Consider the following 23,356-nt stretch of genomic DNA (forward strand, 5'->3'; position numbering starts at 1 on the left):
GCCGGCACGGCGCGCCGCTTCTCATGCGGAAGGGGCCGGCATCAGGGGTCGCGCCCGCGGGCACCGGGTATGCCGGTGCGAGGGTCCGGCCAGGCGGATCGTGTGTGGATCGTGCGGCTGGAGGCGATGGACGATGGGGAGGGCGGCGGGTCCGTTCGAGCGCGGCACCCGGCCCGCGGGCGAGGCGGTCGGTCCCGCGTTCTTCGGCGTGGCCTGGCGTGAGGGCTGGGCGGTGGTGAGCGTGCGCGGGGAACTGGACCTCGCCAGCGCGCCGGGCCTGGACGAGCACGTCTCGCAGGTGGTCCGGCTGCACGTCCCGCCGCTGGTGGCGGTGGACCTGTCGGGCGTGGAGTTCTTCGACTCCTCCGGTCTCAACGCGCTGATCCGGGCCTGGAAGCGGGTCGGCACGGCCGGCGGGCGGCTGGTGCTGCTGCGGCCGGGGCCGCGGATCGCCGAGGTGCTGCGGGTGACCGGGCTGGCCGTCCGGTTCGAGGTCCGGCAGGACCTCCCGGCCGCCGGCGGCGGCCCCGAGGAACGTTGACGATCACTTCTGAGGTTGTTAAGGCGGCTTTAGGGAATTCGCCGTTACCGTCCTGACCGCAGTCAGCGGCCGCCTTTCCATTCCGGGCGGCCGTTCCGAGAACCTTTCCGGGAAGGTCGGTATGCGCAGGACATTCGCCTATCCACTCGCGGTCGCCGCGGTCGCCGGGTCGACGGTGGTCGTGGCCGCCGGGCCCGCTTCGGCGCACGGCTACATCTCCTCGCCGCCGAGCCGGCAGGCGCTGTGCGCCCAGGGGGCGGTGCCCGACTGCGGGCCCATCCAGTTCGAGCCGCAGAGCGTCGAGGGGCCGAAGGGGCTGCGCAACTGCCACGCGAACCTCGGCCAGTTCGCCGTGCTGTCGGACGAGAGCCGCGACTGGCCGGCGAAGGCGGTCGGGAGCACGGTGTCGTTCAGCTGGACGCTCACCGCGCGGCACCGCACGAGCACCTGGGAGTACTTCGTCGGCGGCACCCGCGTGGCCGTGTTCGACGACGGCAACCGGTTGCCGGACTCGGTCGTCACGCACAAGGTCGACCTCAGCAGGTTCCCCGGGAAGCGCACCGTCCTGGCGGTGTGGAACATCGGGGACACGCCGATGGCGTTCTACAACTGCGTCGACCTGAACGTCGGCGGCGGCTCCGGTACGTCCCCGTCGCCCACGGCCGGCCCGACGGGCGGCCCGTCGGCGCGGCCCACGGCGTCGGCTTCGCCCACCGCCCGCCCGCCGGGACGGCCGACGCCGGCGCGGCCCACCTCCCCCGCGACCGGGTCGGCGTGGAGGGCGGGCGCGACGTACCGCGTCGGTGACGAGGTCACCTACGACGGCGTCCGGTACCGCTGCCGCCAGGCCCACACCACGATCCGCAGCTGGGAACCGCCGTTCACCCTGGCCCTGTGGCTGCCGCTGTGAGGCTCCGGTACGGGGGCCGCCGCGCCCTGCCGGCGCTGCTGGTGCCGCTGCTGCTCGCGGGGTGCGGCACCGGCGGCGGCCACGGGCACCACGGGGCCGCCGGGCACGGGGCGCACGCGGCGAGCGCCGCCCCGGCGGGGGCCGGCTACAACGACGCCGACGTGATGTTCCTCCAGATGATGATCGCCCATCACCGGCAGGGGGTGGAGATGGCGCGGCTCGCCGCCGCCCGGGCCCGCCGGGCCGAGGTGCGCACGCTCGCCGCGGCGGTCGTGGCGACGCAGTCGGACGAGGTCAGGACGATGAGCTCCTGGCTCGGGCGCTGGTCGAAGCCGACGCGGGCCCCGCACGCGCCGGGCGCCCACGCCGAGCACGGCGGGCTGCCCGCGACGGGGGCGGACGAGATCAGGGCGCTGAAGGCGGCGAAGGGCACGGCGTTCGAGCCCGCGTTCCTCAACCTCTTCGTCGCGCATCAGCACAACGCGGTGAAGATGGCCCGCACGGAGAAGGGCAAGGGCCGCGATCCCGGCGCCAGGGCGTTCGCGGGGCGGGTCGAGGAGTCGCGGACCGACCAGATCCGGCAGCTGCTCGGCCTGCTCAACGGCTGAGCCGTGGCCGGCAGCCGATTTCCGTTTTTGGGCAGCTCATAATGGTTTATGGTCCCACGGTGGCTATGGTGCTGTTGGTGGAGGACGACGACGACGTCCGGCAGGCGCTCCTCCGGGAACTGCGGGATCTCGGGCACACGGTACGCAGTGCCGGGCTCGCGCTGGAGGCCCTGCGCGAGGTGTCGGCGAACGCGCCCGACGTGGTCGTCCTCGACCTGGGGCTGCCCGATCTGGACGGCGCCGAGGCGCTGAAGATGCTCCGCGCCGTGTCCGACGTGCCGGTGATCGTGGCGACCGCCCGGGACGGCGAGCAGGAGATCATCCGGCTGCTCCGCTCGGGCGCCGACGACTACCTGGTCAAGCCGTTCTCGGCCGGCCACCTGCACGCGCGCGTCGAGGCGGTGCTCCGCCGGGCCCGGACGGTCACCCGTCCGGGCCCGCTGGTGGTGGGGGCGCTGCAGGTGGACGCCGAGCGGCGGCAGGCGCGGCTGGAGGGCACTCCCCTCCAGCTGTCGCGCAAGGAGTTCGACATGCTGGCGTTCCTGGCCCGCAACGCCGGCCGGGTGGTGTCCCGGCGCGAGCTGCTCACCGAGGTGTGGCAGCAGCCGTACGGCGACGACCAGACCATCGACGTGCACCTGTCCTGGCTGCGCCGCAAGCTCGGGGACCGCGCCGCCGCGCCGCGCTACCTGCACACCGTGCGGGGCGTGGGCGTGATGCTGACGGCGCCGGAGTGACCGCCGGAGTGACCGTCAGTACTCGTAGACCTGGACGAGCGGCGGATGGTCCTTCCAGGTCGCGAACACCGCCGAGCCATGGGTGCCGTCGGTCAGGTCGACGCGCAGCCAGCCGTCCCTGCGCCACACCTTGGCCTGGAAGCCGCTGTCGGGCGTCGCCGACACCAGCCGCGCCGAGCGGGCGGACAGCTCCAGCACCACCCGTCCCGACTTGACGACGTAGGTGCGCACCCGCCCGCTCGGCGCCTTCGCCGAGGCCGAGGGCGCGGGCCGCGCGCCGGTGGACCTGGCCGCGGGCGAGCCCGTGCCGGTACGGGACGCGGACGGCGACGGGGAGGGCGCGCTGGGCGCGCCGGCCTCGGGCGAGGGGCCCGCCGGCGGCCGGCCCTGCCGGACCGGCGCCTGGGCGGCGAGTTCGGGGGTGGCCAGGGCGGTGCCGCGCATCGCGTCGCCCACGCCCGCCCAGCTGATCGCGATCCCGGCGGCCGTGGTGGCGACCCAGGCCGCGAGAAATCCGGTTCGTACCCGCACGGGCCTCATTATCGCCATGACCACATATCTTTCACTCTCGGACGGAAGGGCGGGACGGGCATGCGAGGAGCGCTGGCGCGGATCGCCACGGCGGTCACGGCGATGGTGGCGCTGTCGTTCGTCGTGCCGCTGGGGCTGCTGAACGGCCAGATGGCGCGGGACCGGGCGGTGACGGCGGCCGAGCGGCAGGCCGCGTCGCTCGTCCCGGTGCTGACCGTGACGCGCGACCCGGCGGCGCTCACCGCGGCGCTCGGCTCGGTGCCCGCCGGGGCGGGCGAGCGGATGGCGCTGCACCTGCCGGCCGGCGAGGCGCTGGGCTCCCCGCACGCGCCGGCCGCCGATCTCGCCGCGGCGCGCCGGTCGGGCCGCACCTCGACCGTCGCGGCGCCGGGCGGGACGGTGCTGCTGCGGCCGGTCCTGCTGGAGGCCGGGACGCTCGCCGTCATCGAGGTGTACGTGCCGGGCGAGGAGCTGAGCCGGGGCGTCGCCAGGTCGTGGTCGATCCTGGCCCTGGTGGCGCTCGCGCTGATCCTGGTGTCGGTGGCGATGGCCGACCGGCTGGCGACCCGGGTCGTGCGGGCCACCGAGCGGCTCGTGCACGCGGTCACCGGCGTCGCCGCGGGCGACCTCGGCGCGCGCGTCGAGCCGCACGGGCCGGCGGAGCTGCGCGCGGCGGGCGAGGCGTTCAACCACATGGCCGACCGACTCGCCGGGCTGCTGGCGGCCGAGCGCGAGGCGGGCGCCGACCTGTCGCACCGGCTGCGGACGCCGCTGACGGCGCTGCGGGTCAACATCGACGGGCTGGCCGCCCACCCGGGCGATCCGGGCCGGCTGGAGCAGAGCCGGGACGCGCTGGAGCGGCTGGAGACCGCGATCGACGACATCATCGCCGCCGCGCGGCGCCCGGAGGGGACGGCCGGCGCGGCGGCCGCGGGCTGCGACGCGGCCGAGGTCGTCCGCGGGCGGCTGCGGTTCTGGTCGGCGCTGGCCGAGGACCAGGGCCGCGGCTGGGAGCTCGCCGGCGCCGACGGGCCGGTGCCGGTCCCGGTCCCGGCGGCCGAGCTGGGCGCCGTCGTGGACGCGCTGCTCGGCAACATCTTCCGGCACACCCCGCACGGGACCGCGTTCCGGCTGGCCGTCCACCGCGGCCGGAATTCCGCCGGGCTGCTCTTCGGCGACGCGGGCCCCGGCATCGCCGACGTCGAGGAGGCGCTGCGGCGCGGCGTCAGCGGCGCGGGGTCGACCGGGCTGGGCCTGGACATCGCCCGGCGGCTGGCCGAGTCGACCGGCGGGTCGCTGCGCGCGGGCACCTCGCCCCTGGGCGGCGCCCAGATCGAGCTGTGGCTGCGCACCGCTCCCAAGCCGGCCTCGCGGCGGGCCGCGCGCCGCGCCGGCCGCGGCTGATCCGCGGCGGGCGCGCCGGTTCCGTCGGTCCGCATCTCACGCCAGGGCGGCGACGGCCAGCGCCGTGACGGCCAGCGCGCCGTCCGTCAGCCAGACCAGCGTCGCCCAGCAGCGCATCCGGGCGACCGCGGGCGACCGCCCCCGCCCCGGGCCGGGGACGGGCGGCGGTGCCGGGCGGGTCGCCCGCGGCAGCAGCCGGTACCAGATCACCAGGATCAGGACCTGGACGTGCAGCAGCGTCCACGCGGCCGCCAGCGTCCGGGCGCCGGCACCGGAGCCGACGGGCTGGTGCGCGAAGCCCAGGGCCGTGCCCGCGCAGGCCACCAGGCACGCCACCCGGTCGGGGACGGCCGGCCCCCGACCGGCGGCCGTCCCCGCCCTGACCAGCAGCACCGCCCCGAGGACCGCCGCGGCGGCCGCCGCCCAGCCCAGGAATCGGACCGTTCCACCCGGCCGGCCGGCGGTCATCGGCACGGCGTGCAGCAGTACGAGCGCGATCGTCGAGGCGGCCGCGCCGCGGCACCAGCGGTCCCGCCGCCGGCGCCGGGCGGAGCGGCCGCCCCCCAGCATCCGCTCGGCCGCGGGCACCCGGAGCAGCAGCACCACCAGGAGGAGCGCCCCGTAGCCGGCGCCGAGCGCGGCCAGCTGCGCGGCCGCCACCGCCGTTCCCGCCTCGGGCGCGGGCCACGAGGCCGCCGACCACAGCACGCACAGGACCGCGCCGCCCGCGGCGGCCGCCCACCCGAACGGGACGGGCGTCCGCCGCGCCGGCCGCGGCCCCCGGCGGTGCGCCGGAACGGCCCGCGCCGGGCGCGGCGCGGCCAGCCGGTGCGTCCCGGGCCGCCGCCGGCGCCCGCCGTGCCCCCGCGAACGGCCGCCCGGTACGACCGGGACGCCGGCCCTCCCCGCCATTCACAACCCCCGCCGTACCGAAACCGCCCCTGACCGGAATGGCCGCGCCGGAATCGAACGCGCGACCGAGACCGCACATTACCTGTCCCCGCCCATTCGGAAACTCGGATCGTCCACTAAAGAAGCCGTCTTATTCAACTCTTAAGGGAACGGTGAAAAGGTCTTAATCGGAATGCGGGCGGGCTTCACTGGCGGCGCGGGTCGCCGGATTCGCGGGCGTTCCGCTCGGCGGCCTTGCGGAGCTGGTACCTGGCCTGCTGGACGACCTTGATCGGCAGTTCGGGCAGGTGCCGCGACGCGCCGCGGTGCCGCCGCCAGCGCTGCCGGGCCCGGGTGCGGTGCTCGACGCGCAGGTGCTCGATGAGCCGGTCGATGTCCATGGAGACCTCGCCGTACAGCGGCCACAGGTCGCCGGCCGCGGCCCGCTCGTGCAGGCTCCGCGCCAGCCGGGCGCGGCGCGCGCGGGCCACGTCGACGTGCACCTCCAGGTCCTGCTCGGCGAGGAACGGGGTGGCGTCGCGGGCCAGGTCGGAGCGGGCCAGCCGGCCGTACGCGGCGATGCTCGCGGCGATCTCGGCGAGCGCGTCGCCGAGGTTGCGCCGCAGCGCGGGATCGGTCAGCAGCCGGCCGCGCGGCCCCAGCCGCTCGTCGTCGGCGAGGGACCGGGTCAGGCCGCGCAGCGACAGCGTGAAGTGCTCCATCGTCTCCATCGCGTTGCGCAGCGCGACCCCGGCGTCGATGAGCCGGCGCGCCCGCGTCCGGGGGTTGAGGCGGACGCTCTCCTCGGCGGCGCCGAGGTCCCGGTCGGTACGGCCGATCTCGCGGGCCAGCTCCTCGGCCTTGTCCTGCCAGCCGGCCGCCTCGTGCGCGGCGGGCTCGCCGCGCAGCCCGTCGGCGATCTCCGCGATCAGGGCCCGCAGCCGCTCGGCGATGTCCTGGACGGCCTCCTCCGCAGGCCGCACCCGCACGGACGGCGCCAGCAGCGTCGCCGCCAGCCCGGTCGCGGCGCCGATCAGCGTCTCCAGCACGCGGTCGATCGCGCCGCTCTCGCTGGCCGCGCCCAGCGCGAAGATCAGCATCGCGGAGATCGGCGCCTCCAGCACGTGCTCGCCCAGCCGCAGCACGTGCCCGATGACCAGGGCGGTGAGGATGGTCAGGCCGAGCGTCCACCAGGAGAACCCGATCGTGCTCGCGGCCAGCACCGCCACCAGCACGCCCGAGGTGACCGAGGCCACCCGCAGGATGCCCGCCCTGATCGTCCCGTAGACGGAGAACTGGACGACGAGAAGCGCGGTCAGCGGCGCCAGCAGCGGCTGCGGCCCGCCCTCGGGCAGCACCGCGAGGGCGAGCACGAACGCCAGCGTGGCGGTGATCGTCAGGCGGGCGATGCGGAAGACCGTGGACCGCGCCTCCGTCGTCACGCGGAGCGGCGATCGGTCGGCGCGGCCCTCCGGCTCGGAGCGGCGGCGAAGGAACACGGGTCTCGTGTGCCCGCGTCGTCCCACTCCATTCACGGCCGGCCCGGAAGCACCACGGACCGGCCGCGGATCCGCTGATGGCTTTGCCCTCGCTTGGCGTGCCGGTCACATGTCCCGGCGCCGCAGCAGGACGCCCGCCGCGAGCCCGAACGCGGCCAGGTAGGCCGCGATGACCAGGCTCGCGTGGACGGGCCCGGTGAGCTCGGCGACCGCGGGGGTGTCCTCCCGCGCGCCCATGGAGGCGACGAGGGAGCCGGCGGCGCCGCCGGGGAGCCACGCCTGGAGGGCGTCCACCCAGCCCAGCAGCGGCGCGGCCAGCCCGCTGATCAGGTTCTGCACGGCGAGCATCCACACCAGCCCGATCCCGACGGGCAGCGCGACGGCGCGCAGGGCGACGGCCAGCAGCATCCCGAGCGCGGCCCACATGGACGCGATGAGCCACGCGGCGGCCAGGCCCGCGGCGGCGTCCGGCGCGGCCGGCCAGGTGACGGCGGCGCCCTCGGCGGCCGTGACGGCCAGCCCGGCCGCCGCGCTCACCGCGAGCAGCGCGACCGCCAGCAGCAGGCAGCCCAGGGCCACCGTGGCCCCCTTCGCCAGCAGGACGCGGGTCCTGGACGGCTGCACGACGAGGATCGTCTTCCACACGTCCCACGCGTAGTCGCTCCCCGCGACGAGCACGCCGAAGATGAGCGCGAGCGCCCCCGTGAACGCCGGCATCCCGCCGATGGCCGACCCGGCGAACTCCGCGGTGAGCAGCGGCGCGAGCCGCTCCTCCGCCGAGCCGCCCCTGTACCCGGCGTACGGGATGACGTAGGCGAAGGTCAGCGTCAGCGCCATGGCGGTGGCGAGGAGCAGCCAGTTGGCGGTGCGGCGGCTCTGGACCGCGATCTCCGCCCGGGTGTCAGACCACATCACGGCTCCCCCCGGTCAGCTCGAAGAAGACCTCTTCGAGATCGGGCACGTGCCAGCGCAGCTCGCTGACGGCGACGCCGCCGGTGACGAGCGCGCGGTTGACCGCCGCCGCCATGCCCGCGTCGACGGCCAGGTGCAGGTCCTCGCCCGCGCGCAGCACCGCGGCCGCGCCGAACGTCCGGCGCAGCAGCTCCTCCGCCTCGTCCGGCGGGTCGGCCCGCACGCTCAGCCGGCCGGCGCCGCCGAGCTCGCCGATCGGCCGCTGCGAGACCAGCCGGCCGCGGTGGACGATCCCCACCCGGTCGCAGATCTGCCGGACCTCGCCCAGCAGATGGCTGCTCAGCAGCACGGTGCGGCCCTCCTCGGCGAGCCCGCGGATCGTCCGGCGCATGTCGGCCATGCCGACCGGGTCGAGCCCGTTGGTCGGCTCGTCGAGGACCAGCAGCTCGGGATCCCGGAGCAGGGCGGCGGCCAGGCCGAGCCGCTGCTTCATGCCCAGCGAGTACGCGGCGTACCGGTCCCCGGCCCGCCCGGTGAGGCCGGCCAGCTCCAGCACCTCCCCCACCCGGCCGCGCGGGACCCGCGCCCGCCGCGCCAGCGCGCGCAGGTTCTCCCGGCCCGACAGGAACGGGTAGAACGCCGGTCCCTCGATGAGCGCCCCGACCCGGCCGAGCGCCGGGGACGGCCAGCGCCGGCCGGTGTCGCCGAGGACGCTGACCGAGCCCGCCGTCGGGCGCACCAGCCCGAGCAGCATCCGCAGCGTCGTCGTCTTGCCGGCGCCGTTGGGGCCGAGGAACCCGTAGACCTCGCCGGCCCGCACGTCCAGGTCCAGGCCGTCCACCGCCAGGACGGGGCCGTACCGCTTGGTCAGCCCGGCCGTCCGCACCGCCGCCGTCATCGGGGGCCACCGCCCCGGCGGCCGCCGCGGACGCGGCCCCACGGCTTCGCCACGGCGAGCACGGTCGCGAACGTCAGCGCCGTCAGCGACACCGCGGGCGGGAAGAACAGGTTCGTGATCCCCGCCGGCTCCGGGACGCCGGGGCCGAGCGTCCGGCCGTACTCGCCGACCTCGGCCATGCCCGGCTGGAGCGCGACGACGATCAGGACGCACAGGACCGCGTTCAGCACGAGCTTGACGGCGACCCACCAGTACCGCAGCAGGCCCCACCGGGTGCCCAGCCCCAGGACGACCCCGGTGACCAGGCAGGCGAGCGCCGACACCAGCATCGGCCAGACGACGAACGCGGCCAGCGCCTGGTAGGCCAGCCCGCGCACCTCGTCCGTCGTGCCGAACCGCCCGGTGAGGACCAGGACCGCCACCATGACGTCGATCCCGATCCAGGCGCCGGCGGAGACGACGTGCGCGATGAGGAGCGTCTTGCGCCATTTCCGCCCGATGCGGAGCAGGGGCTCGGCCCGCCGCGCCGCCGGTGCCGCGCGCGAGCCGGTGCTCCGCGCCAGGTTCCTCTCGTAGACCGCCATCTCGTCACGTCCCTTCTGGCCGGGGCCGGTCAGGGAGCCGGCCCCACACGTGACGACGGTGCCGCTTCGCGCCGCGGATTCCGTCCCCTGCCGGACGGCTTCTCCGGTACGCCGTCCGGCGCGGACGCCCGCGGTCCCGGTACGCCCCGCGGCGTACCGGCGGGGCGCGGCCGCGGAACCGCCCGCCGGACGGCCGCGGCGGCCGGGCGCGCGGCCGTGCGCCCCTACGCTCCGGGGAGTAGGACGGCGTACGCCCGCGGGCGGCGCCCCGCGGCTCGGCGGGTCAGGGCTTGCGGGCCACGCCGGCGACGCCGATGCTCGGCACGGTGTCGTGCTCGGCCTGGACGGGGGCGTCGGGCCGCCAGCGGTGCGGCGGGACGATGCCGGGCTCGACCGGCTCCAGCCCGTCGAAGAACCCCTTGAGCTGCTCGATGGAACGCAGGTGGTGCGCCACGGCCCCGGTCTGGGCGTACTGCCGCAGCGCCTCCACCGCCCGCTCGTCGCTGTCGTCGCCGTCGGCGTGCACCAGGAAGCTGCCGGACGGCAGGGCGTCCAGGACGGTGCCCACGATCTCGCGGGCCCGCTCGTAGGGGTCGATGTGGCCGGTGATCCCCATCAGCATGAGGGCGATCGGCCGGTCGAGGTCCAGCAGTTCCCGGGCGCGGTCGATGATCGGGCCGGGGGCGTTGAGGTCGGCGTCCAGGTAGTGGCACTCCCCCTCGGCGCTGCTGCTCAGCAGGGCCCGCGCGTGGGCCAGCACCATCGGGTCGTTGTCGACGTACACGACGCGGCATTCGGGGGCGACGGCCTGGGCCGTCATGTGCGTGTTCTCGACGGTGGGCAGGCCGCTGCCGATGTCGAGGAACTGCCGGATGCCCGCCTCGCCCGCCAGGTACCGCACGGCCCGCCGCTGGAAGTCCCGCGAGATGCGCGCGACCATCGGCTGGAACGGGAAGATCTCGGCGACCCGGGCGCCGACCGCCCGGTCGATCTCGTAGTTGTCCTTGCCGCCCAGCCAGTAGTTCCAGATCCGCGCCGAGTGCGGCACGCTGATGTCGATCTCCTGGGACAGGCCGCCCTGCGGACCCATGCTCATTCGCCGCCACCTCAGCTACCGGGGAGTCCAACGCCGATCATCAGTGTGGGGGGACGGTCCCGTGCCGCGGGCGCCGTGGCCGCACCCGGCCGCACGGCCGGATACGGCCAAGATCTCGGGTTGACGCGGCGCTGGATCGATCCATTTCGAAGCCGACGTGGCACGGGCGCAGGCTTGCCAAAGGTGGTCCGGGGATTGGTCAATTCTGTCCCCTTGCTGGGGTACCGCGCCTTCTTCACGATGCACGTGACTCAGGGCCCGTCATCCGGACCGGCCCTGACTCGCTGGAGGCACAGTGAGGATGAGACCCATCCGTCCCGCCACTGTCGTGTGCATGGCGGCCGCCACCGCCGCGGCCATGCTGACCGCAGTCCCCGCCGCGCAGGCCGCGGCGGCCCCCGCTCCCGCGCCCGACCCGGGCCGGCTGGCCACCGAACTGGCGCAGCGGCTCGGAACCCGCACCGCCGGCTCCTACCTGGACGGCGGCCGGCTGGTCGTGACCGTCGCGGACGCGGGCGCGGCCCGTGAGGTCCGCGAGGCGGGCGCCGTACCGAGGAACGTCGCCCGCAGCGGCGCGGTGCTCAAGAGCGTCACCGACGCCATCGGCCGGACGGTCACCGCGACCGGCACCGCCTGGGCCGTGGACGCCGCCACCAACCAGGTCGTGCTCTCGTACGACGACACCGTGACCGGCGCGAAGCTCGCCCGTACCAGGGCGGCCGCGGCGGCCCACGGCTCGGCCGTGCGGCTGGAGCACATCGCCGGGAAGCTCACCACCACCATCTCCGGCGGCCAGGCCATCTACACCGGAGGCTCCCGCTGCTCCCTGGGCTTCAACGTCCGCAACAGCGCCGGCCAGCAGTTCTTCCTGACCGCCGGGCACTGCACCAACATCGGCTCCACCTGGTACGCCAACTCCAGCGGCAGTACCGTGCTCGGCACCCGGGCGGGCTCCAGCTTCCCGGGCAACGACTACGGCATCGTCCGCTACACCAACACGACGATCTCCAAGCCGGGGGACGTCTACCTCTACTCCGGGACCCAGGACATCACGAGCGCCCGCAACGCGGTCGTCGGTGAGACCGCCCGCCGCAGCGGCAGCACCACCGGCGTGCGCAGCGGGCAGGTCACCGCGCTCAACCAGACCGTCCGCTACCCGCAGGGCACCGTGTCCGGGCTGATCCGCACCACGATCTGCGCGCAGGGCGGCGACAGCGGCGGCTCGCTGTTCGCCGGCACCGCCGCGCTCGGGCTCACGTCCGGCGGCAGCGGCAACTGCACCACCGGCGGGACCACGTTCTTCCAGCCGGTCACCGAAGCGCTCAGCGCGTACGGCGTGAGCGTCTACTAGCGAGGCCGGGGATCCCCGGGCGCCGCGACCGGCCCCGGGGATCCCTCGCGCGCGGCTTCGCACCGCGAGCGTTCCACCAGGCTGTCCGCACGGGAACGGCGGGTTAGCGGGCCCGGGATCGGGGCAGCATGATCACGCTTTGCCGATCACGACGGGTGAGGGAGCGCATGGTCTGGGTGATCCTCATTGTGGCCGGGCTGCTGGAGACGGTGTGGGCGGCGGCGCTTGAGGCGTCCGCCCGGTTCACCCGGCTCTGGCCGACGGTCCTGTTCGTCGTGGCGCTGGCACTGAGCATGTGGGGGCTCGCGCACGCGCTGCACTCCCTGCCGCTCGGCACCGCGTACGCGGTGTGGACCGGGATCGGCGCGGTCGGCGCCGCCGTGTACGGGATGGTCTTCCTGCACGACCCGGTGACGGCCGCCCGCCTCTTCTGCCTGCTGCTGATCGTCGCGGGCGTCGTCGGGCTGCGCGTCATCACCGGCTGACCGGGCGCGGGTCAGGTGATGTCGCGGCGGACGGTCGTGACGGTGGCGATGGCCGCGAACGCCGTTCCGTAGGCCAGGAGCAGGAGCACGCCGCCCCAGGGAGGCAGGGTGGCGAGCTCGCCGGGGCCGCCGAAGGCGGACGTGCTGAGCGTGATGGCGCGCACCGCCCCGGCCGGCAGCCACTGCCCGACCTCGGGCAGCGCCACGGTGATGATCCCCTCCACCAGCTGCACCCAGCCCACCGCGACGATGATCGCCGCGATCTGGTTGCGGATCAGCGCGCCCAGCCCCAGGCCGACCAGCGCGTACAGCGCCATGGCCAGCACGGTGCCGCCCAGGATCAGCGGGACGTCGTCGTCCAGCAGCGAGGTGGAGCCCCCCTTGATCGCCAGCGCGGGCAGCGCCACCGCGACCGTCACCAGGACCGTCGCGAGCCCGAACGCCGCGCCGAAGAGGAAGTACGAGATCAGCTTGGCCGCCAGCACCCGGCCGCGCCGCGGCGTGACCAGGAACGTCCCGCTGATCGTCTGGTGCCGGTACTCGCCGGTGATCCCCATGATGCCGAGGATCATCATGAACAGCACCCCGCCGCCGGCGCTGGCGTAGAACGCGCGGACGGTCGCGGGGTCGGTCACCGGCGGGATGCCCGGCTGCCCGTTCATCTCGACCCCGGCCAGCGCCACGTAGACGGCGAGGCCCAGCAGGCTGAAGCCCAGGCTCAGGGCCAGCATGCCGAGCCACATCCGGGTGGACCGGATCTTCAGCAGCTCCGCGCGGATCAGCCGGATCATCGGGTGCCGTCCTCTCCGGCCGCCGCCGCGGGTTCGGGTTCTGGCGGGCCCGGGCCGTCCGGGGCGCTCAGCTCGGCCATGGTGAGCTCCAGGAAGATCTTCTCCAGGCCGGACCGCTCGCGGGCCAGCTCGCCGAGCACCGCCCGCACGTGCAGCGCCGCCTCGCCGACCTCCTCCGGCTCCAGCCCGGTCACCCACAGCAGGTCGTCCTCGCGCCTGACCTGACCGCCGGCGTTCTCCAGCGCCACGGCCAGCTCCGCTGACTGCGCGGTGCGGACCCGCAGTTCGCCGCCGGCGCCGACCAGCTCGGCCAGCGGCGCGTCCCGGACGAGCCGGCCGCGGGCGACGATGACGACATGGTCGGCGGTCTGCTCGACCTCGGGGAGCACGTGGCTGGAGACCAGGATCGTGCAGCCGATGCCCGCCAGGTGGCGCAGCAGGGAACGCAGCCAGTGGACGCCCGCCGGGTCCAGGCCGTTGGCGGGCTCGTCCAGGACGAGGACCGGCGGCTCCCCCAGGATGGCCGTGGCCAGCGCGAGCCGCTGCCGCATGCCGAGCGAGAAGCCCGCGACGCGGCGGCCGGCGGCGTCGGCGAGCCCGGTCAGCTCCAGCACCTCGTCCACCCGCCGCCCGGGCAGCCCGGCCGCCGCGCAGGTGATCCGCAGATGGTCGCGCGCGGTGCGGCCGGGATGGAAGCCGGTCGCCTCCAGCGCGGCGCCGACCTCGGCGGCCGGCCGGTCGAGGGCGGCGTACGGGCGCCCGCCGATCAGGGCGCGGCCCGCGGTGGGCGTCACGAGGCCGAGCAGCATCCGCAGCGTGGTCGTCTTCCCGGCCCCGTTCGGGCCCAGGAACCCGGTCACCATCCCGGGCCGCGCGGTGAAGCTCAGCCCGTCCACGGCGCGGACGGGGCCGAACTGCTTGACGAGGCCCTCGACGGAGATCATGCGGGCATCGTCTCAGCCCGACGCGCCCCGCCCCAAGAGGCAATCACCGACTGGACCGTGCCTGAAGCACCTGTGGTGCAATGGCCGGATGGCCGACGACGACTCCCCATCGACCCGGGCCCGGCTCCTGGCCGCCGCGGAGCGCCTCTTCATGGAGAAGGGCGCCGACCAGGTGTCGGTCCGGGCCGTCAACGCCGCGGCCGGCCTGAACCCGGGCGCGGTGCACTACCACTTCGGCTCGCGGGAGGGCCTCGTCATCGCGCTGCTCGAACAGGAGCTCCTGCCGCTGTGGGCGGACCGGCTGGAGGGCCTGGCGCGGCGGTCAGAAGCAGCCGGGGCGGCGCTGGACGTCACCGAGCTGGTGACCGCCCTCGTCGAGCCGTTCGAGGAGCTGGCGCGGACCGCCAAGGGGCGGATGCTGTGCCACCTGCTCGCCCGCTCGGTGCTGCCCGCCCGGCGGCTGCCGCACGCCTCGGACTGGTTCGGCCCGGCGCCGTTCGAGGTCATGCTCGCGCGCTCCCGCCCGGACCTGTCGGTACGGGAGGTCGCCGAGCGCTGGCGGCTGGCCTTCGCGCTGCTGCTGGAGATCTACGGGCGCCCGCTGGCGAGCGCCCCGCAGGCCGCCGCCGCGCTGCCGGAGACCGGCACCGTCATCGCCTTCCTGGCCGCCGGGCTGGCGGCCCCCGCCGCGGGTCAGGCGAGCACGCAGTGAGTGCCGCTGAAGATCGTCGGCATGCACTTGTTGCAGTGGATGCACAGCGACCGCGTCCGCGCGTCGGCCCGGATGCGGTTGATCAGGTCGGGCTCGCGTAGCAGGGCGCGCGCCATGGCGACGAACTGGAACCCCGCGGCCATCGCCCGGTCCATCGTGGCGCGCTCGGTGATCCCGCCGAGCAGCACCAGCGGCAGGTCCAGCTCGGCCCGGAACTGCCGCGCGCTGTCCAGGAGGAACGCCTCCTCGTACGGGTAGGAGCGGATGAACCGCTCCCCGACCAGCCGGATGCCCAGCCGCTGCGGCCGCGGGAACGTCGCCGCGAACTCCCGGACCGGCGCCTCGCCCCGGAACAGGTACATCGGGTTCAGCAGCGAGCTGCCGGCGGTCAGCTCCAGGGCGTCCACCCCGCCGTCGCGCTCCAGCCACTGGGCGACCTGGAGGCTCTCGTCCAGCCAGAACCCGCCGGGGACGCCGTCGTCCATGTTGAACTTGGCCAGGATCGCGATGCGGTCGCCGACCGCGTCCCGCACGGCCCGGACGGCGCCGAGAGCGACCTTGGCGCGGTTCGCCAGCGAGCCGCCGTACTCGTCGTCCCGCTTGTTGATCTTCGGGCTGAGGAACGCGCTGGCGAAGTAGTTGTGCCCCAGGTGGATCTCGACCGCGTCGAACCCCGCCTCGATCGCCAGCAGCGCCGCGTCGGCGTGCGCCCTGGTGATGCGCGCGATGTCCGCGCGGGTCGCCCTGCGCGTCATCCGCAGGCTCTGCGGGTTGAACGAGGCGGACGGGCCCAGCGACGGCAGCCCGTTGGACCTGCCGTTGGCGACCGGCCCGGCATGCCCGATCTGCGCGGAGACGGCCGCGCCCTCGGCGTGCACCGCCTCGGTCAGCCGGCGCAGCCCCGGCAGCGCCTCGGGCCGCATCCAGAGCTGGTCGCGCTCGGTGCGGCCCTCGGGCTGGACGGCGCAGTAGGCCACGGTCGTCATGCCCACGCCGCCCGCGGCGTGCCGCCGGTGGAACTCGACCAGCTCGTCGCCGGCCAGCGCGCCCTTGGCCATGCCCTCGAAGGTGGCGGCCTTGATCGTCCGGTTCCGCAGCGTCAGCGGGCCGAGCCGGGCCGGCTCGAACACCTCGGGAGTGGTCGGTCGATCGTCCACGCGGGCCTCCTCGGATCGTATTTCAATCAGTGATTGAAACGCGATTCATTGTAGGCCCGCGACGGGCGGGCGGTCAGCCGATCTGGACGTCGATACAGGCGTAGAAGGCGTTGGCGGTGTCGGCGACGTTCCACACCGCCAGCACCTTCTGGCGGCCGGTGACGCCGCCGAGGTCGACGGTGTGGGTCACGGTCGGCGGCGGCTGCCGGTCGCCGCCGTCGATGAGCGCGACCCTGCGGCCGCTGACGTAGTACTCGTAGTCGCGGGTGCGGTGCTGGGCGGTGAACGTCCAGGTGAACGCCACCGTGCGGCCGACGGAGGCGGCGTGCCAGCCCTTGCCGTCGTCGTCGAGCTCGGCGAAGCGGGCGTTGCCGCCGCTGCAGCTCAGCAGGCCCTTGGGCCCTTCGACGCTCTGCGGCTCCCACTGGATCGGGCCGCAGGGGACGGTGCGCTGCGCGCACTGCGCCTGCCGGCTCGGGGGCGCGGTGACGTGGCCGTGGGCGTTCGCCGCGGCGGCCGGGAGGGCGACGGCGACGAGGGGAGCGGCGGCCGCGCCCGCCGCGACGGCGGCGAGCCGGCGTGTGGAGTTCTTCATGCGGGGGGTCCTCGCCTTCCTGCTGCCTTCTTACTGATAGGAAACTTTCCTATCTTTAAACGACGGTAAACGCCGCCCCCACGACCGGCAAGCCCTTTCCTTGATGATCAATTGGACGCCGTTATGACCAGCCCAGGTCGTCCACCGAACCGGCGTTCGCGCGGTGGCGAATTCGGCAACAACCGCCCGCGGAACGGCCCGTTCGTCGGCGATATCGGCCGACGGTCAGCCGCCGTAGCCGAGGCCGTGCCCGAACGGGTACAGCGTCCCGGGCCGGTCGCGGGCCGGGATCGGCACCGGCAGCCGCCCGGCCGGCTCGATCTCGCCGAACAGCGCCCTGGCCGCCGACCGCAGCGCCTCGGCGGTGTGGGAGAACGTCGCCAGGTACGTGCGCGCCTCGGGGAAGTAGGCGATGTCGTACGGGTCGCGGGCGGCGATGACCACGACCGGCTTCCCGGTGGCGACGAGCGCCCTGACGAGGTTCATCTGGCCGGGACCGTTGTGGCCGGTCTCCTCCTTGACGTCCCAGGCCCGGTTGGTGACGGCGACGACCAGGTCGGCGTCCCGCGCCGCCGCGACCGCCCCGTCGATACGGTCCCGCCCCGGGCTCAGCCCGGTCTCCCGCACGGCCGCCGTGGCCCCGCGCGCGCCGAACTCGCCCGCCAGCGCCGCCGTCGTCGCGGCGCCCCAGCCGGTCACCAGCACGTTCCGCGGCCCCGGCGCCAGCGGCAGCAGCCCGGCGTCGTTCCTCACCAGCGTCGTCGTGCGGTCGGCGGCGCGCCGGGCCGCCGCGAGATGCGCCGGCGCGCCCACGACCCGGTCGATCCGGCTCTCGTCGGCGTACGGGTCGCGGAACAGCCCGCGCCGCCGCTTCAGCTCCAGGATCCGGTAGACCGACGCGTCGATGCGGCGCTCGGTCAGCTCGCCGCTCCTCACCGCGTCCACCACCGCCGCGAGCTGCCGCGGGAACACGCCCGCGCCGGACGCGTCCGCCGGCGGCTTGAGCAGCACGTCCACGCCCGCCTTGAGCGCCAGGACGGGGATGCGCTCGTCGCCGTACCTGGTCCGCACGCCCTGCATGTCGAGCGCGTCGGTGACGACGACGCCCCGGTAGCCGAGCCGCTCGCGCAGGATGCCGGTGAGGATCGGCCGGGACAGGGTCGCCGGGTCCTCCGAGGCGTCCAGCGCGGGCACGATGATGTGCGCGGTCATGATGCTGTCGGCGCCGCGGGCGATGGCGGCGCGGAACGGCGGCAGGTCCAGCCGCTCCCACTCCTCCCGCGTGTGCCCGATCCGCGGGACGCCGGTGTGGCTGTCGGTCGTGGTGTCGCCGTGCCCGGGGAAGTGCTTGACCGTCGGGGTCACCCCCGCGCTGCGGTAGCCGGCCGCCTGCGCGGTGACCATGTCCGACACCAGCCCCGGATCGGAGCCGAACGACCGCACGCCGATCACCGGGTTGCCCGGGTTCACGTTGACGTCGGCGTCGGGCGCGTAGTTCTGGTTGATCCCGATGGCCCGCAGCTCCCGCCCGGTGATGCGGGCGAGCGCGCGGGCGTCGCCGGGCCGGCGCCCGGCGGCGAGCGCCATGGCGCCGGGCGACTGCGTGGCGGGCGGCGGCACCCGCGCGACGATGCCGCCCTCCTGGTCGGTCGCGATCGTCGCCGGCACCGGGACGCGCTGCGCCATCGCCGCCCGCTGGATCCCGTTGGAGAACGCGGCGAGCTGCCGCGGGTCCGTCACGTTCGCCGGGCCGGCGGCGTAGTAGATGAACCCGCCGGGGCGGTAGCGGGCCACGACCTGGGCGGCGTTGTCGACCCCGTACAGCCGCCGGTTGGCGGCGACGTCCGCGGGGTCGGCCGTGTCCGCGCTCTTGCCGTACACCTGGAGGACGAACAGCTGCGCGGCCTTCTCCTCCAGCGTCATCGACCGCAGCAGCCGGAGCAGCCGCGGATCCTTGCCGCCGGCCTGCGCGCCGGGGACCGCGAGGCCGGACAGGACCAGGGTCGCGGCGGTGAGCCAGGCCAGGAATCGGCGTGCGCGGGAACGGGTCATGACGGCTCCCTTTCGCCCCCGAAGGCGATCAAACCTCGGCGTCCTGATCCGCACGCTAGACCGGCCCCGCGCCCCCGTCCACGGCAACCGTCGACGAGGACGGTCAGGCCGAGGCGACCCGCACGGGCATCGACTCCCAGGCGCGCAGCGTGTTGTTCAGGTGCCGCACGGGCGGGCCGTCGAGCTCGATGCGCTCGACGCGGGCCGCCAGCGCGGTGAGCACCGCCTCCGCCTCCAGCCGCGCGACGTGCTGCCCGACGCACTGGTGCAGGCCCATGCCGAAGCCGACGTGGGCTGACGGGTCGCGGCCCAGGTCGAACGCGCCGGGCTCGGCCCAGCGGCGCGGATCCCGGTTGGCGGCGCCGAGGAACATCAGGATCTTCCGGCCGTCGGGGACCACCGTCCCGCCGATCTCGGTGTCGCCGGTGGCGGTGCGGAAGAACGTCTGCACCGGCGACTCCCAGCGGACGGCCTCGTCGAACGCGACGCGGGCCAGGCCCGGGTCGGCGCGCAGCCGGTCCCACTGGTCCGGGTGGGTGGCGAAGGCGTACAGCACGGCGCCCAGGCCGTGGACGGTCGTGTCGACTCCCGCGGTCAGCAGCGAGCGGACGACGAGCGGCGCCTGCTCGTGGGTGATGTCGCCCCTGTCGGCGGCCTCCCAGATCCGGGCGCCGAACCCGCCCGGGGACAGCCGCTCGCGGGCGCACTGCGCGTTCACCCAGCCCGACAGCTCACCGACGCGGGGCGCGCCCTTGGCGACCAGGTCGTTGTGCGGCCCGAAGGCGTTGAACGCGTGGTCGCCGTACGGCAGGAGGTTCTCGCGCCCCTCCTTCGGAAGCCCGACCGCGTCGGGGAACACGCGCAGCGGGAACGCCTGGGCGAGCGCGGTCACGGCGTCGAACGACCGCTGGGCCAGCACCCGGTCGACCAACTCCTCGGCGTCGGCGAACCAGGCGTCCCGCAGCCGCCGCAGCGCGCGCGGCCCGAGGATCCCCGCCAGCACGGCGCGGGGCGCGTCGTGCCGGGGCGGGTCGGCCTCCAGCAGCAGGCTCGGCGGGCGCCACGGCTCCTCGTACCGGAAGTTGGCGAGCCCGACCCCGGCGCCGGACTGGAAGGACTGCCAGTCGGTCAGCGCGGCGTGCACCTGCTCGTAGCGGGCCAGGGCGTACACGCCGTAGCGGCTCAGGTGGACGACGGGCCCGGCGTCGCGCAGCGCGGCCTGCAAGGGCAGCGGGTCGCGGAGGACCTCGGCGGCGAACGGGTCGGCGTCCAGGGACGGCACGGTCACGGTGGTCATCGCGGGTTCCTCCGGGGTCACAGGTCCAGGACGAGGCGGTCGCCGGCGGCCCGGGACACGCACACGAACATGCAGTCGCCGGCGGCGCGCTCGGCGTCGTCCAGCAGGGAGTCGCGGTGGTCGGGGACGCCGTCCAGGACGGTCGTCTCGCAGGTGCCGCACAGGCCCTGGCGGCAGGACGACAGCACGTGGACGCCGGCCTCGCCCAGCGCCTGGAGCAGCGACTGCCTCCGGCCGACGGTCAGGGTCCGGCCCGAGCGGCGCAGCTCCACCTCGAAGGCGCCGTCGGTGGCGGCGGCCTGCCGGGCGGCGGCGACGAAGCGCTCGGTGCGGAGCAGCCCGGCGGGCCAGCCCCCGCAGCGCCGCTCCACCGCGTCCAGCAGCGCGCCGGGCCCGCAGCAGTACACCTTGGCGCCGGCGGCGGGCTCCGGCAGCCAGGCCGCCAGGTCCAGCAGGCCGTGCTCGTCCTGCGGCACCACGGTGACCTTCCCGCCGTAGGGGCGGAGCTCGTCCAGGAACGCCATCGACGCGCGGGTGCGGCCGCCGTACAGCAGCCGCCACTCGATCCCCAGCAGCTCCGCCTGCGTGATCATCGGCAGCAGCGGGGTGATCCCGATGCCGCCGGCGATGAACAGGTAGCGCTCGGCGGGGACGAGCCGGAAGTTGTTGCGCGGGCCGCCGATGCCGACCGGGTCACCGACCCGCAGCTCGTCGTGCACGAACGCCGACCCGCCCCGGCCGGCGGGCTCGCGCAGCACGCCCACGCGGTAGGAGCGGGCGTCCCAGCGGTCGCCGCACAGGGAGTACTGGCGGGTCAGGCCGCCGGGCAGCACCAGGTCGATGTGCGCGCCGGGCGTCCAGTCCGGCAGCCGGCCGCCGTCGGGGCGCGCCAGGGTGAGCGCCACGACGCCGTCCGCGACCGGCGTCTTGCCCGTGACCCGCACTTCGGCCGGCGGGTCTGCGGCGGATGCCTCGGCCATGCTCTCTCCTCGGGTTCGGGGTGTGCTCCGAGGATCGGTCGGCCGCCGCCCGCCGGGCCACGGCCTTCTCATTCAATGAGCGGACCGGGTGGCGCCGGTCACACCGGGCGCGCCGGTCAGTCCGAGAGCGCGCGGCTGAGGGCCATGCCGGTGAGCTGCAGCGGGCGGTTCAGCGCCCACGCGGCGCCGTCGTTCGGCACCACCAGCCCGAGCGCGGCGACGACCTGCCCGTTCCGCCGCACCGGCACGGCGAGCCCCGTGGCGTCGGGATGGATGTGGCCGGGGCAGAACGCGAACCCGCGGCGGCGAACCTCCGCCAGCTCGGTGCGCAGCGCCCGCCCGTCCCGCAGGGTGTGCGGGGTGAACGTCTCCAGCGGCCCGCGGATGATCTGCTCCTGGAACGCGGGCGGCGCGTGGGTCAGCAGGATCAGCCCGGCGGACGAGGCGTGCAGCGGGAGCCGCCCGCCGACCCGGGTGACGTTGACGACCGCGTCCGGCGCGGACAGCCGCTCGACGAACAGCGCCTCGCGGCCGTCCAGCACGCCGAGCTGGACGGAGTGCCCGACGACCGACTGCAGGTCGCCCATGTACTGCATGGCCGCCTCCCGCAGGCTCTGCATCGGGGAGGCGCGCTCGGCCAGCTCCCACATGCGGGTGCCGATCCGCACCCGGCGCCGCTCGTCGCGGGCCAGCAGCCCGTGCCCGACCATCGCCTTCACCAGCCGCGCCGTGGTCGCCGGCGGCAGCGCCGCCCGCCGGCCGATCTCCCCCACCGTCAGCACCCGCGAGTCGGGCCCGAACGCGTCGAGGATCCGCACCACCCGGGTGAGGACCGATTCTCCACTGGAAGACCTGGCCATGGCCCCCATCCTCACCGCGCCGCCGCGCGGCCCGCGGCGACCTCATCCATTGAATGGAAAGCCGATGGCCGCGCGATGTGAGCCAGATCATGCTCGGGCGACCGAATCCCACCCCCTGTGAGGAGGCGAGCTCGACGTGAGTTCCCCGGGTACCGATCCGCGCGACCGCCTGGACGGCGCGCCGATGTCGCCGATCCAGTGGACCGCCATCGCGGTGTGCGTGCTGCTGAACGTGCTGGACGGCTTCGACGTGCTGGTCATGGCGTTCACCTCCGACGCCGTCTCGGACGAGTGGGGGCTGTCCGGGTCCGAGCTCGGCCTGCTCCTCAGCGCCGGCCTGGCCGGCATGGCGCTGGGCTCGATCTTCCTGGCGCCGCTGGCCGACCGGCTCGGCCGCCGGGCGGTGATCCTCACCGGCCTGGTGCTGGCCGCGACCGGCATGGGCCTGTCCGCGGCCAGCCAGAGCGCCGTCCAGCTGGGCGCGCTGCGCGTGCTCACGGGCATCGGCATCGGCGGGATCCTGGCGAGCAGCAACGTGATCGCCGCCGAGTACGCGAACCGGCGCTGGCGCGGGCTGGCGGTCAGCCTCAACTCCACGGGCTACGCCATCGGCGCGACCGCGGGCGGCGTCATCGCGGCGGCGCTGCAGAGCGACGGCGGCTGGCGCCCGGTCTTCGCCTTCGGCGCCGTCGCCACCGCCCTCCTGATCCCGGTCGTGCTCTGGCGGCTGCCCGAGTCGCTGGACTTCCTGCTCACCCGGCGCTCCCCCGGCGCTCTCGACCGGCTGAACAGGCTGCTGGCGGCGATGCGGCAGCCCCGCATCGACGCGCTGCCGCGGCCCGCGCTGCCCGGCGACGGCGGCGGCGCGCGGCCCGCGGCCTCGCTGCGCCGGATCCTGGCGCCGGAGCTGCGCCGCAACACCCTGCTCACCTGGACGGGCTTCTTCCTGGTGATGTTCGCGTTCTACTTCGTCACCAGCTGGACGCCCAAGCTGCTGGTCGAGGCCGGGATGTCGGCCGACCAGGGGATCACCGGCGGCGTGCTGCTCAACCTGGGCGGCATCTTCGGCGCCACCCTGCTGGGCGTGCTCGCCGCCCGCTTCGCCCTCAAGCACGTGCTGGTCGGCTACCTGGCCGCCACGGCCGTGCTGCTCGCGCTGTTCGTCCCGGCCGCCTCGGTGTACGGGCTGCTGCTGGCGCTGGGCGCGCTGATCGGGGTGTTCGTGAACGGCTGCGTCGCCGGCCTGTACGCGCTCACCCCGTCGGTGTACGAGCCCGCGGTCCGCGCCACCGGCGTCGGCTGGGGCATCGGCATCGGCCGGATCGGCGCCATCCTGTCGCCGGTGGTGGCGGGGCGGCTGCTCGACGCGGACTGGACGCCCGGCCAGCTGTTCCTGCTGGTCACGGCCGTCCTGGTGGCCGGCGCGGTGACCGTGAACGCCTTCCGCCTGGTGCCCGTGGGGCGGGCGGCGGAGGTGCCGGCGGGGTCGGCGGCCTGACCCGCGCGGCCCGGCGGCGGTCC

The 23,356-nt window shown here is 75.3% G+C and carries 24 protein-coding genes; 9 read left to right on the forward strand and 15 right to left on the reverse strand.

All coding sequences use genetic code 11. The features are described 5' to 3' along the window. Positions 1-133 precede the first annotated feature (133 nt). From ACA361_RS17840 to ACA361_RS17855, 4 genes are all read left to right on the forward strand, one after another. On the forward strand, positions 134-541 hold the full coding sequence (locus tag ACA361_RS17840) for an STAS domain-containing protein (RefSeq protein ID WP_375013121.1): 408 nt from the start codon (positions 134-136) through the stop codon (positions 539-541). Positions 542-662: 121 nt separating this feature from the next. Beyond that, complete coding sequence (locus tag ACA361_RS17845; protein ID WP_375013122.1) at positions 663-1,451, forward strand: lytic polysaccharide monooxygenase; 789 nt, start codon at positions 663-665, stop codon at positions 1,449-1,451. Continuing rightward, positions 1,436-2,059 (forward strand): DUF305 domain-containing protein, encoded by a 624-nt coding sequence (locus tag ACA361_RS17850; protein WP_375013123.1) that lies wholly within the window; start codon positions 1,436-1,438, stop codon positions 2,057-2,059. The genes ACA361_RS17845 and ACA361_RS17850 overlap by 16 nt, the downstream gene beginning before the upstream one ends. 59 nt (positions 2,060-2,118) lie before the next feature. Continuing rightward, positions 2,119-2,796 carry a response regulator transcription factor gene (locus ACA361_RS17855; RefSeq protein ID WP_375013124.1) on the forward strand — a complete coding sequence of 226 codons (678 nt, stop codon included), beginning with the start codon at positions 2,119-2,121 and terminating at the stop codon, positions 2,794-2,796. A gap of 15 nt (positions 2,797-2,811) precedes the next feature. On the opposite strand, the gene ACA361_RS17860 is transcribed toward ACA361_RS17855, so the two are convergent. Then, positions 2,812-3,327, reverse strand: a complete 516-nt coding sequence (locus ACA361_RS17860) for a hypothetical protein (RefSeq protein WP_375013125.1) — start codon at positions 3,325-3,327, stop codon at positions 2,812-2,814. A gap of 60 nt (positions 3,328-3,387) precedes the next feature. Here ACA361_RS17860 and ACA361_RS17865 point away from each other — a divergent pair, with 60 nt between their 5' ends. Then, positions 3,388-4,731: a sensor histidine kinase gene (locus ACA361_RS17865; RefSeq protein ID WP_375013126.1), complete on the forward strand. Its 1,344-nt coding sequence runs from the start codon at positions 3,388-3,390 to the stop codon at positions 4,729-4,731. A gap of 36 nt (positions 4,732-4,767) precedes the next feature. Here ACA361_RS17865 and ACA361_RS17870 read toward each other — a convergent pair whose 3' ends face one another. The 6 genes from ACA361_RS17870 to ACA361_RS17895 form a co-directional block, all read right to left on the reverse strand. Next, the gene (locus ACA361_RS17870) at positions 4,768-5,643 is read right to left on the reverse strand and encodes a hypothetical protein (protein WP_375013127.1); all 876 of its coding nucleotides are present in this window, start codon (positions 5,641-5,643) and stop codon (positions 4,768-4,770) included. A gap of 185 nt (positions 5,644-5,828) precedes the next feature. Then, the gene (locus tag ACA361_RS17875; RefSeq protein WP_375013128.1) at positions 5,829-7,064 is read right to left on the reverse strand and encodes an aromatic acid exporter family protein; all 1,236 of its coding nucleotides are present in this window, start codon (positions 7,062-7,064) and stop codon (positions 5,829-5,831) included. A gap of 162 nt (positions 7,065-7,226) precedes the next feature. After that, on the reverse strand, positions 7,227-8,033 hold the full coding sequence (locus tag ACA361_RS17880) for a hypothetical protein (RefSeq protein ID WP_375013129.1): 807 nt from the start codon (positions 8,031-8,033) through the stop codon (positions 7,227-7,229). Then, positions 8,023-8,931, reverse strand: coding sequence for an ABC transporter ATP-binding protein (locus ACA361_RS17885; protein WP_375013130.1), 909 nt, complete (start codon positions 8,929-8,931; stop codon positions 8,023-8,025). Before ACA361_RS17885 ends, ACA361_RS17880 begins: the two co-directional genes overlap by 11 nt. Further along, positions 8,928-9,515, reverse strand: a complete 588-nt coding sequence (locus ACA361_RS17890; RefSeq protein WP_375013131.1) for a hypothetical protein — start codon at positions 9,513-9,515, stop codon at positions 8,928-8,930. The genes ACA361_RS17885 and ACA361_RS17890 overlap by 4 nt, the downstream gene beginning before the upstream one ends. Positions 9,516-9,798: 283 nt before the next feature. After that, positions 9,799-10,611, reverse strand: coding sequence for an SAM-dependent methyltransferase (locus ACA361_RS17895; RefSeq protein WP_375013132.1), 813 nt, complete (start codon positions 10,609-10,611; stop codon positions 9,799-9,801). 334 nt (positions 10,612-10,945) lie between these two features. Here ACA361_RS17895 and ACA361_RS17900 point away from each other — a divergent pair, with 334 nt between their 5' ends. Further along, complete coding sequence (locus ACA361_RS17900) at positions 10,946-11,962, forward strand: S1 family peptidase (RefSeq protein WP_375013133.1); 1,017 nt, start codon at positions 10,946-10,948, stop codon at positions 11,960-11,962. A gap of 167 nt (positions 11,963-12,129) precedes the next feature. Beyond that, positions 12,130-12,447: a DMT family transporter gene (locus ACA361_RS17905; protein ID WP_375013134.1), complete on the forward strand. Its 318-nt coding sequence runs from the start codon at positions 12,130-12,132 to the stop codon at positions 12,445-12,447. An 11-nt stretch (positions 12,448-12,458) separates the two neighbouring features. Here the strand turns inward: ACA361_RS17905 and ACA361_RS17910 are convergent, their stop codons facing one another. Together ACA361_RS17910 and ACA361_RS17915 are read right to left on the reverse strand one after the other, a co-directional pair. After that, the gene (locus tag ACA361_RS17910) at positions 12,459-13,238 is read right to left on the reverse strand and encodes an ABC transporter permease (RefSeq protein ID WP_375013135.1); all 780 of its coding nucleotides are present in this window, start codon (positions 13,236-13,238) and stop codon (positions 12,459-12,461) included. Beyond that, positions 13,235-14,182, reverse strand: coding sequence for an ABC transporter ATP-binding protein (locus tag ACA361_RS17915; protein WP_375013136.1), 948 nt, complete (start codon positions 14,180-14,182; stop codon positions 13,235-13,237). The genes ACA361_RS17910 and ACA361_RS17915 overlap by 4 nt, the downstream gene beginning before the upstream one ends. A gap of 88 nt (positions 14,183-14,270) precedes the next feature. On the opposite strand from ACA361_RS17915, the gene ACA361_RS17920 reads away from it, so the two are divergent. Then, on the forward strand, positions 14,271-14,894 hold the full coding sequence (locus ACA361_RS17920; RefSeq protein WP_375013137.1) for a TetR/AcrR family transcriptional regulator: 624 nt from the start codon (positions 14,271-14,273) through the stop codon (positions 14,892-14,894). On the opposite strand, the gene ACA361_RS17925 is transcribed toward ACA361_RS17920, so the two are convergent. From ACA361_RS17925 to ACA361_RS17950, 6 genes are all read right to left on the reverse strand, one after another. Continuing rightward, positions 14,876-16,051: an NADH:flavin oxidoreductase gene (locus ACA361_RS17925; RefSeq protein ID WP_375013138.1), complete on the reverse strand. Its 1,176-nt coding sequence runs from the start codon at positions 16,049-16,051 to the stop codon at positions 14,876-14,878. The two genes, ACA361_RS17920 and ACA361_RS17925, sit on opposite strands and share 19 nt — an antisense overlap. 73 nt (positions 16,052-16,124) lie before the next feature. Then, on the reverse strand, positions 16,125-16,646 hold the full coding sequence (locus ACA361_RS17930; RefSeq protein ID WP_375013139.1) for a lytic polysaccharide monooxygenase auxiliary activity family 9 protein: 522 nt from the start codon (positions 16,644-16,646) through the stop codon (positions 16,125-16,127). A gap of 225 nt (positions 16,647-16,871) precedes the next feature. Then, complete coding sequence (locus ACA361_RS17935) at positions 16,872-18,698, reverse strand: glycoside hydrolase family 3 protein (RefSeq protein ID WP_375013140.1); 1,827 nt, start codon at positions 18,696-18,698, stop codon at positions 16,872-16,874. Positions 18,699-18,801: 103 nt separating this feature from the next. Then, positions 18,802-19,995 carry a cytochrome P450 gene (locus ACA361_RS17940; RefSeq protein WP_375013141.1) on the reverse strand — a complete coding sequence of 398 codons (1,194 nt, stop codon included), beginning with the start codon at positions 19,993-19,995 and terminating at the stop codon, positions 18,802-18,804. Positions 19,996-20,012: 17 nt separating this feature from the next. Continuing rightward, complete coding sequence (locus ACA361_RS17945) at positions 20,013-20,975, reverse strand: PDR/VanB family oxidoreductase (RefSeq protein WP_375013142.1); 963 nt, start codon at positions 20,973-20,975, stop codon at positions 20,013-20,015. A 116-nt stretch (positions 20,976-21,091) separates the two neighbouring features. Continuing rightward, complete coding sequence (locus ACA361_RS17950; RefSeq protein WP_375013143.1) at positions 21,092-21,835, reverse strand: IclR family transcriptional regulator; 744 nt, start codon at positions 21,833-21,835, stop codon at positions 21,092-21,094. 136 nt (positions 21,836-21,971) lie between these two features. On the opposite strand from ACA361_RS17950, the gene ACA361_RS17955 reads away from it, so the two are divergent. After that, positions 21,972-23,333 carry an MFS transporter gene (locus ACA361_RS17955; RefSeq protein ID WP_375013144.1) on the forward strand — a complete coding sequence of 454 codons (1,362 nt, stop codon included), beginning with the start codon at positions 21,972-21,974 and terminating at the stop codon, positions 23,331-23,333. Positions 23,334-23,356: the final 23 nt, after the last annotated feature.

Source organism: Actinomadura sp. 21ATH (assembly GCF_041951345.1).
GTDB lineage: Bacteria > Actinomycetota > Actinomycetes > Streptosporangiales > Streptosporangiaceae > Spirillospora.

Coding starts and splice junctions, on each gene's coding strand:
- ACA361_RS17895 (WP_375013132.1), bottom strand. CDS start 10,611: ATGAGCATGGGTCCGCAGGGCGGCCTGTCCCAGGAGATCGACATCAGC.
- ACA361_RS17885 (WP_375013130.1), bottom strand. CDS start 8,931: ATGACGGCGGCGGTGCGGACGGCCGGGCTGACCAAGCGGTACGGCCCC.
- ACA361_RS17865 (WP_375013126.1), top strand. CDS start 3,388: ATGCGAGGAGCGCTGGCGCGGATCGCCACGGCGGTCACGGCGATGGTG.
- ACA361_RS17880 (WP_375013129.1), bottom strand. CDS start 8,033: ATGTGGTCTGACACCCGGGCGGAGATCGCGGTCCAGAGCCGCCGCACC.
- ACA361_RS17940 (WP_375013141.1), bottom strand. CDS start 19,995: ATGACCACCGTGACCGTGCCGTCCCTGGACGCCGACCCGTTCGCCGCC.
- ACA361_RS17920 (WP_375013137.1), top strand. CDS start 14,271: ATGGCCGACGACGACTCCCCATCGACCCGGGCCCGGCTCCTGGCCGCC.
- ACA361_RS17945 (WP_375013142.1), bottom strand. CDS start 20,975: ATGGCCGAGGCATCCGCCGCAGACCCGCCGGCCGAAGTGCGGGTCACG.
- ACA361_RS17900 (WP_375013133.1), top strand. CDS start 10,946: ATGGCGGCCGCCACCGCCGCGGCCATGCTGACCGCAGTCCCCGCCGCG.
- ACA361_RS17950 (WP_375013143.1), bottom strand. CDS start 21,835: ATGGCCAGGTCTTCCAGTGGAGAATCGGTCCTCACCCGGGTGGTGCGG.
- ACA361_RS17935 (WP_375013140.1), bottom strand. CDS start 18,698: ATGACCCGTTCCCGCGCACGCCGATTCCTGGCCTGGCTCACCGCCGCG.
- ACA361_RS17915 (WP_375013136.1), bottom strand. CDS start 14,182: ATGATCTCCGTCGAGGGCCTCGTCAAGCAGTTCGGCCCCGTCCGCGCC.
- ACA361_RS17905 (WP_375013134.1), top strand. CDS start 12,130: ATGGTCTGGGTGATCCTCATTGTGGCCGGGCTGCTGGAGACGGTGTGG.
- ACA361_RS17930 (WP_375013139.1), bottom strand. CDS start 16,646: ATGAAGAACTCCACACGCCGGCTCGCCGCCGTCGCGGCGGGCGCGGCC.
- ACA361_RS17890 (WP_375013131.1), bottom strand. CDS start 9,515: ATGGCGGTCTACGAGAGGAACCTGGCGCGGAGCACCGGCTCGCGCGCG.
- ACA361_RS17845 (WP_375013122.1), top strand. CDS start 663: ATGCGCAGGACATTCGCCTATCCACTCGCGGTCGCCGCGGTCGCCGGG.
- ACA361_RS17870 (WP_375013127.1), bottom strand. CDS start 5,643: ATGGCGGGGAGGGCCGGCGTCCCGGTCGTACCGGGCGGCCGTTCGCGG.
- ACA361_RS17910 (WP_375013135.1), bottom strand. CDS start 13,238: ATGATCCGGCTGATCCGCGCGGAGCTGCTGAAGATCCGGTCCACCCGG.
- ACA361_RS17840 (WP_375013121.1), top strand. CDS start 134: ATGGGGAGGGCGGCGGGTCCGTTCGAGCGCGGCACCCGGCCCGCGGGC.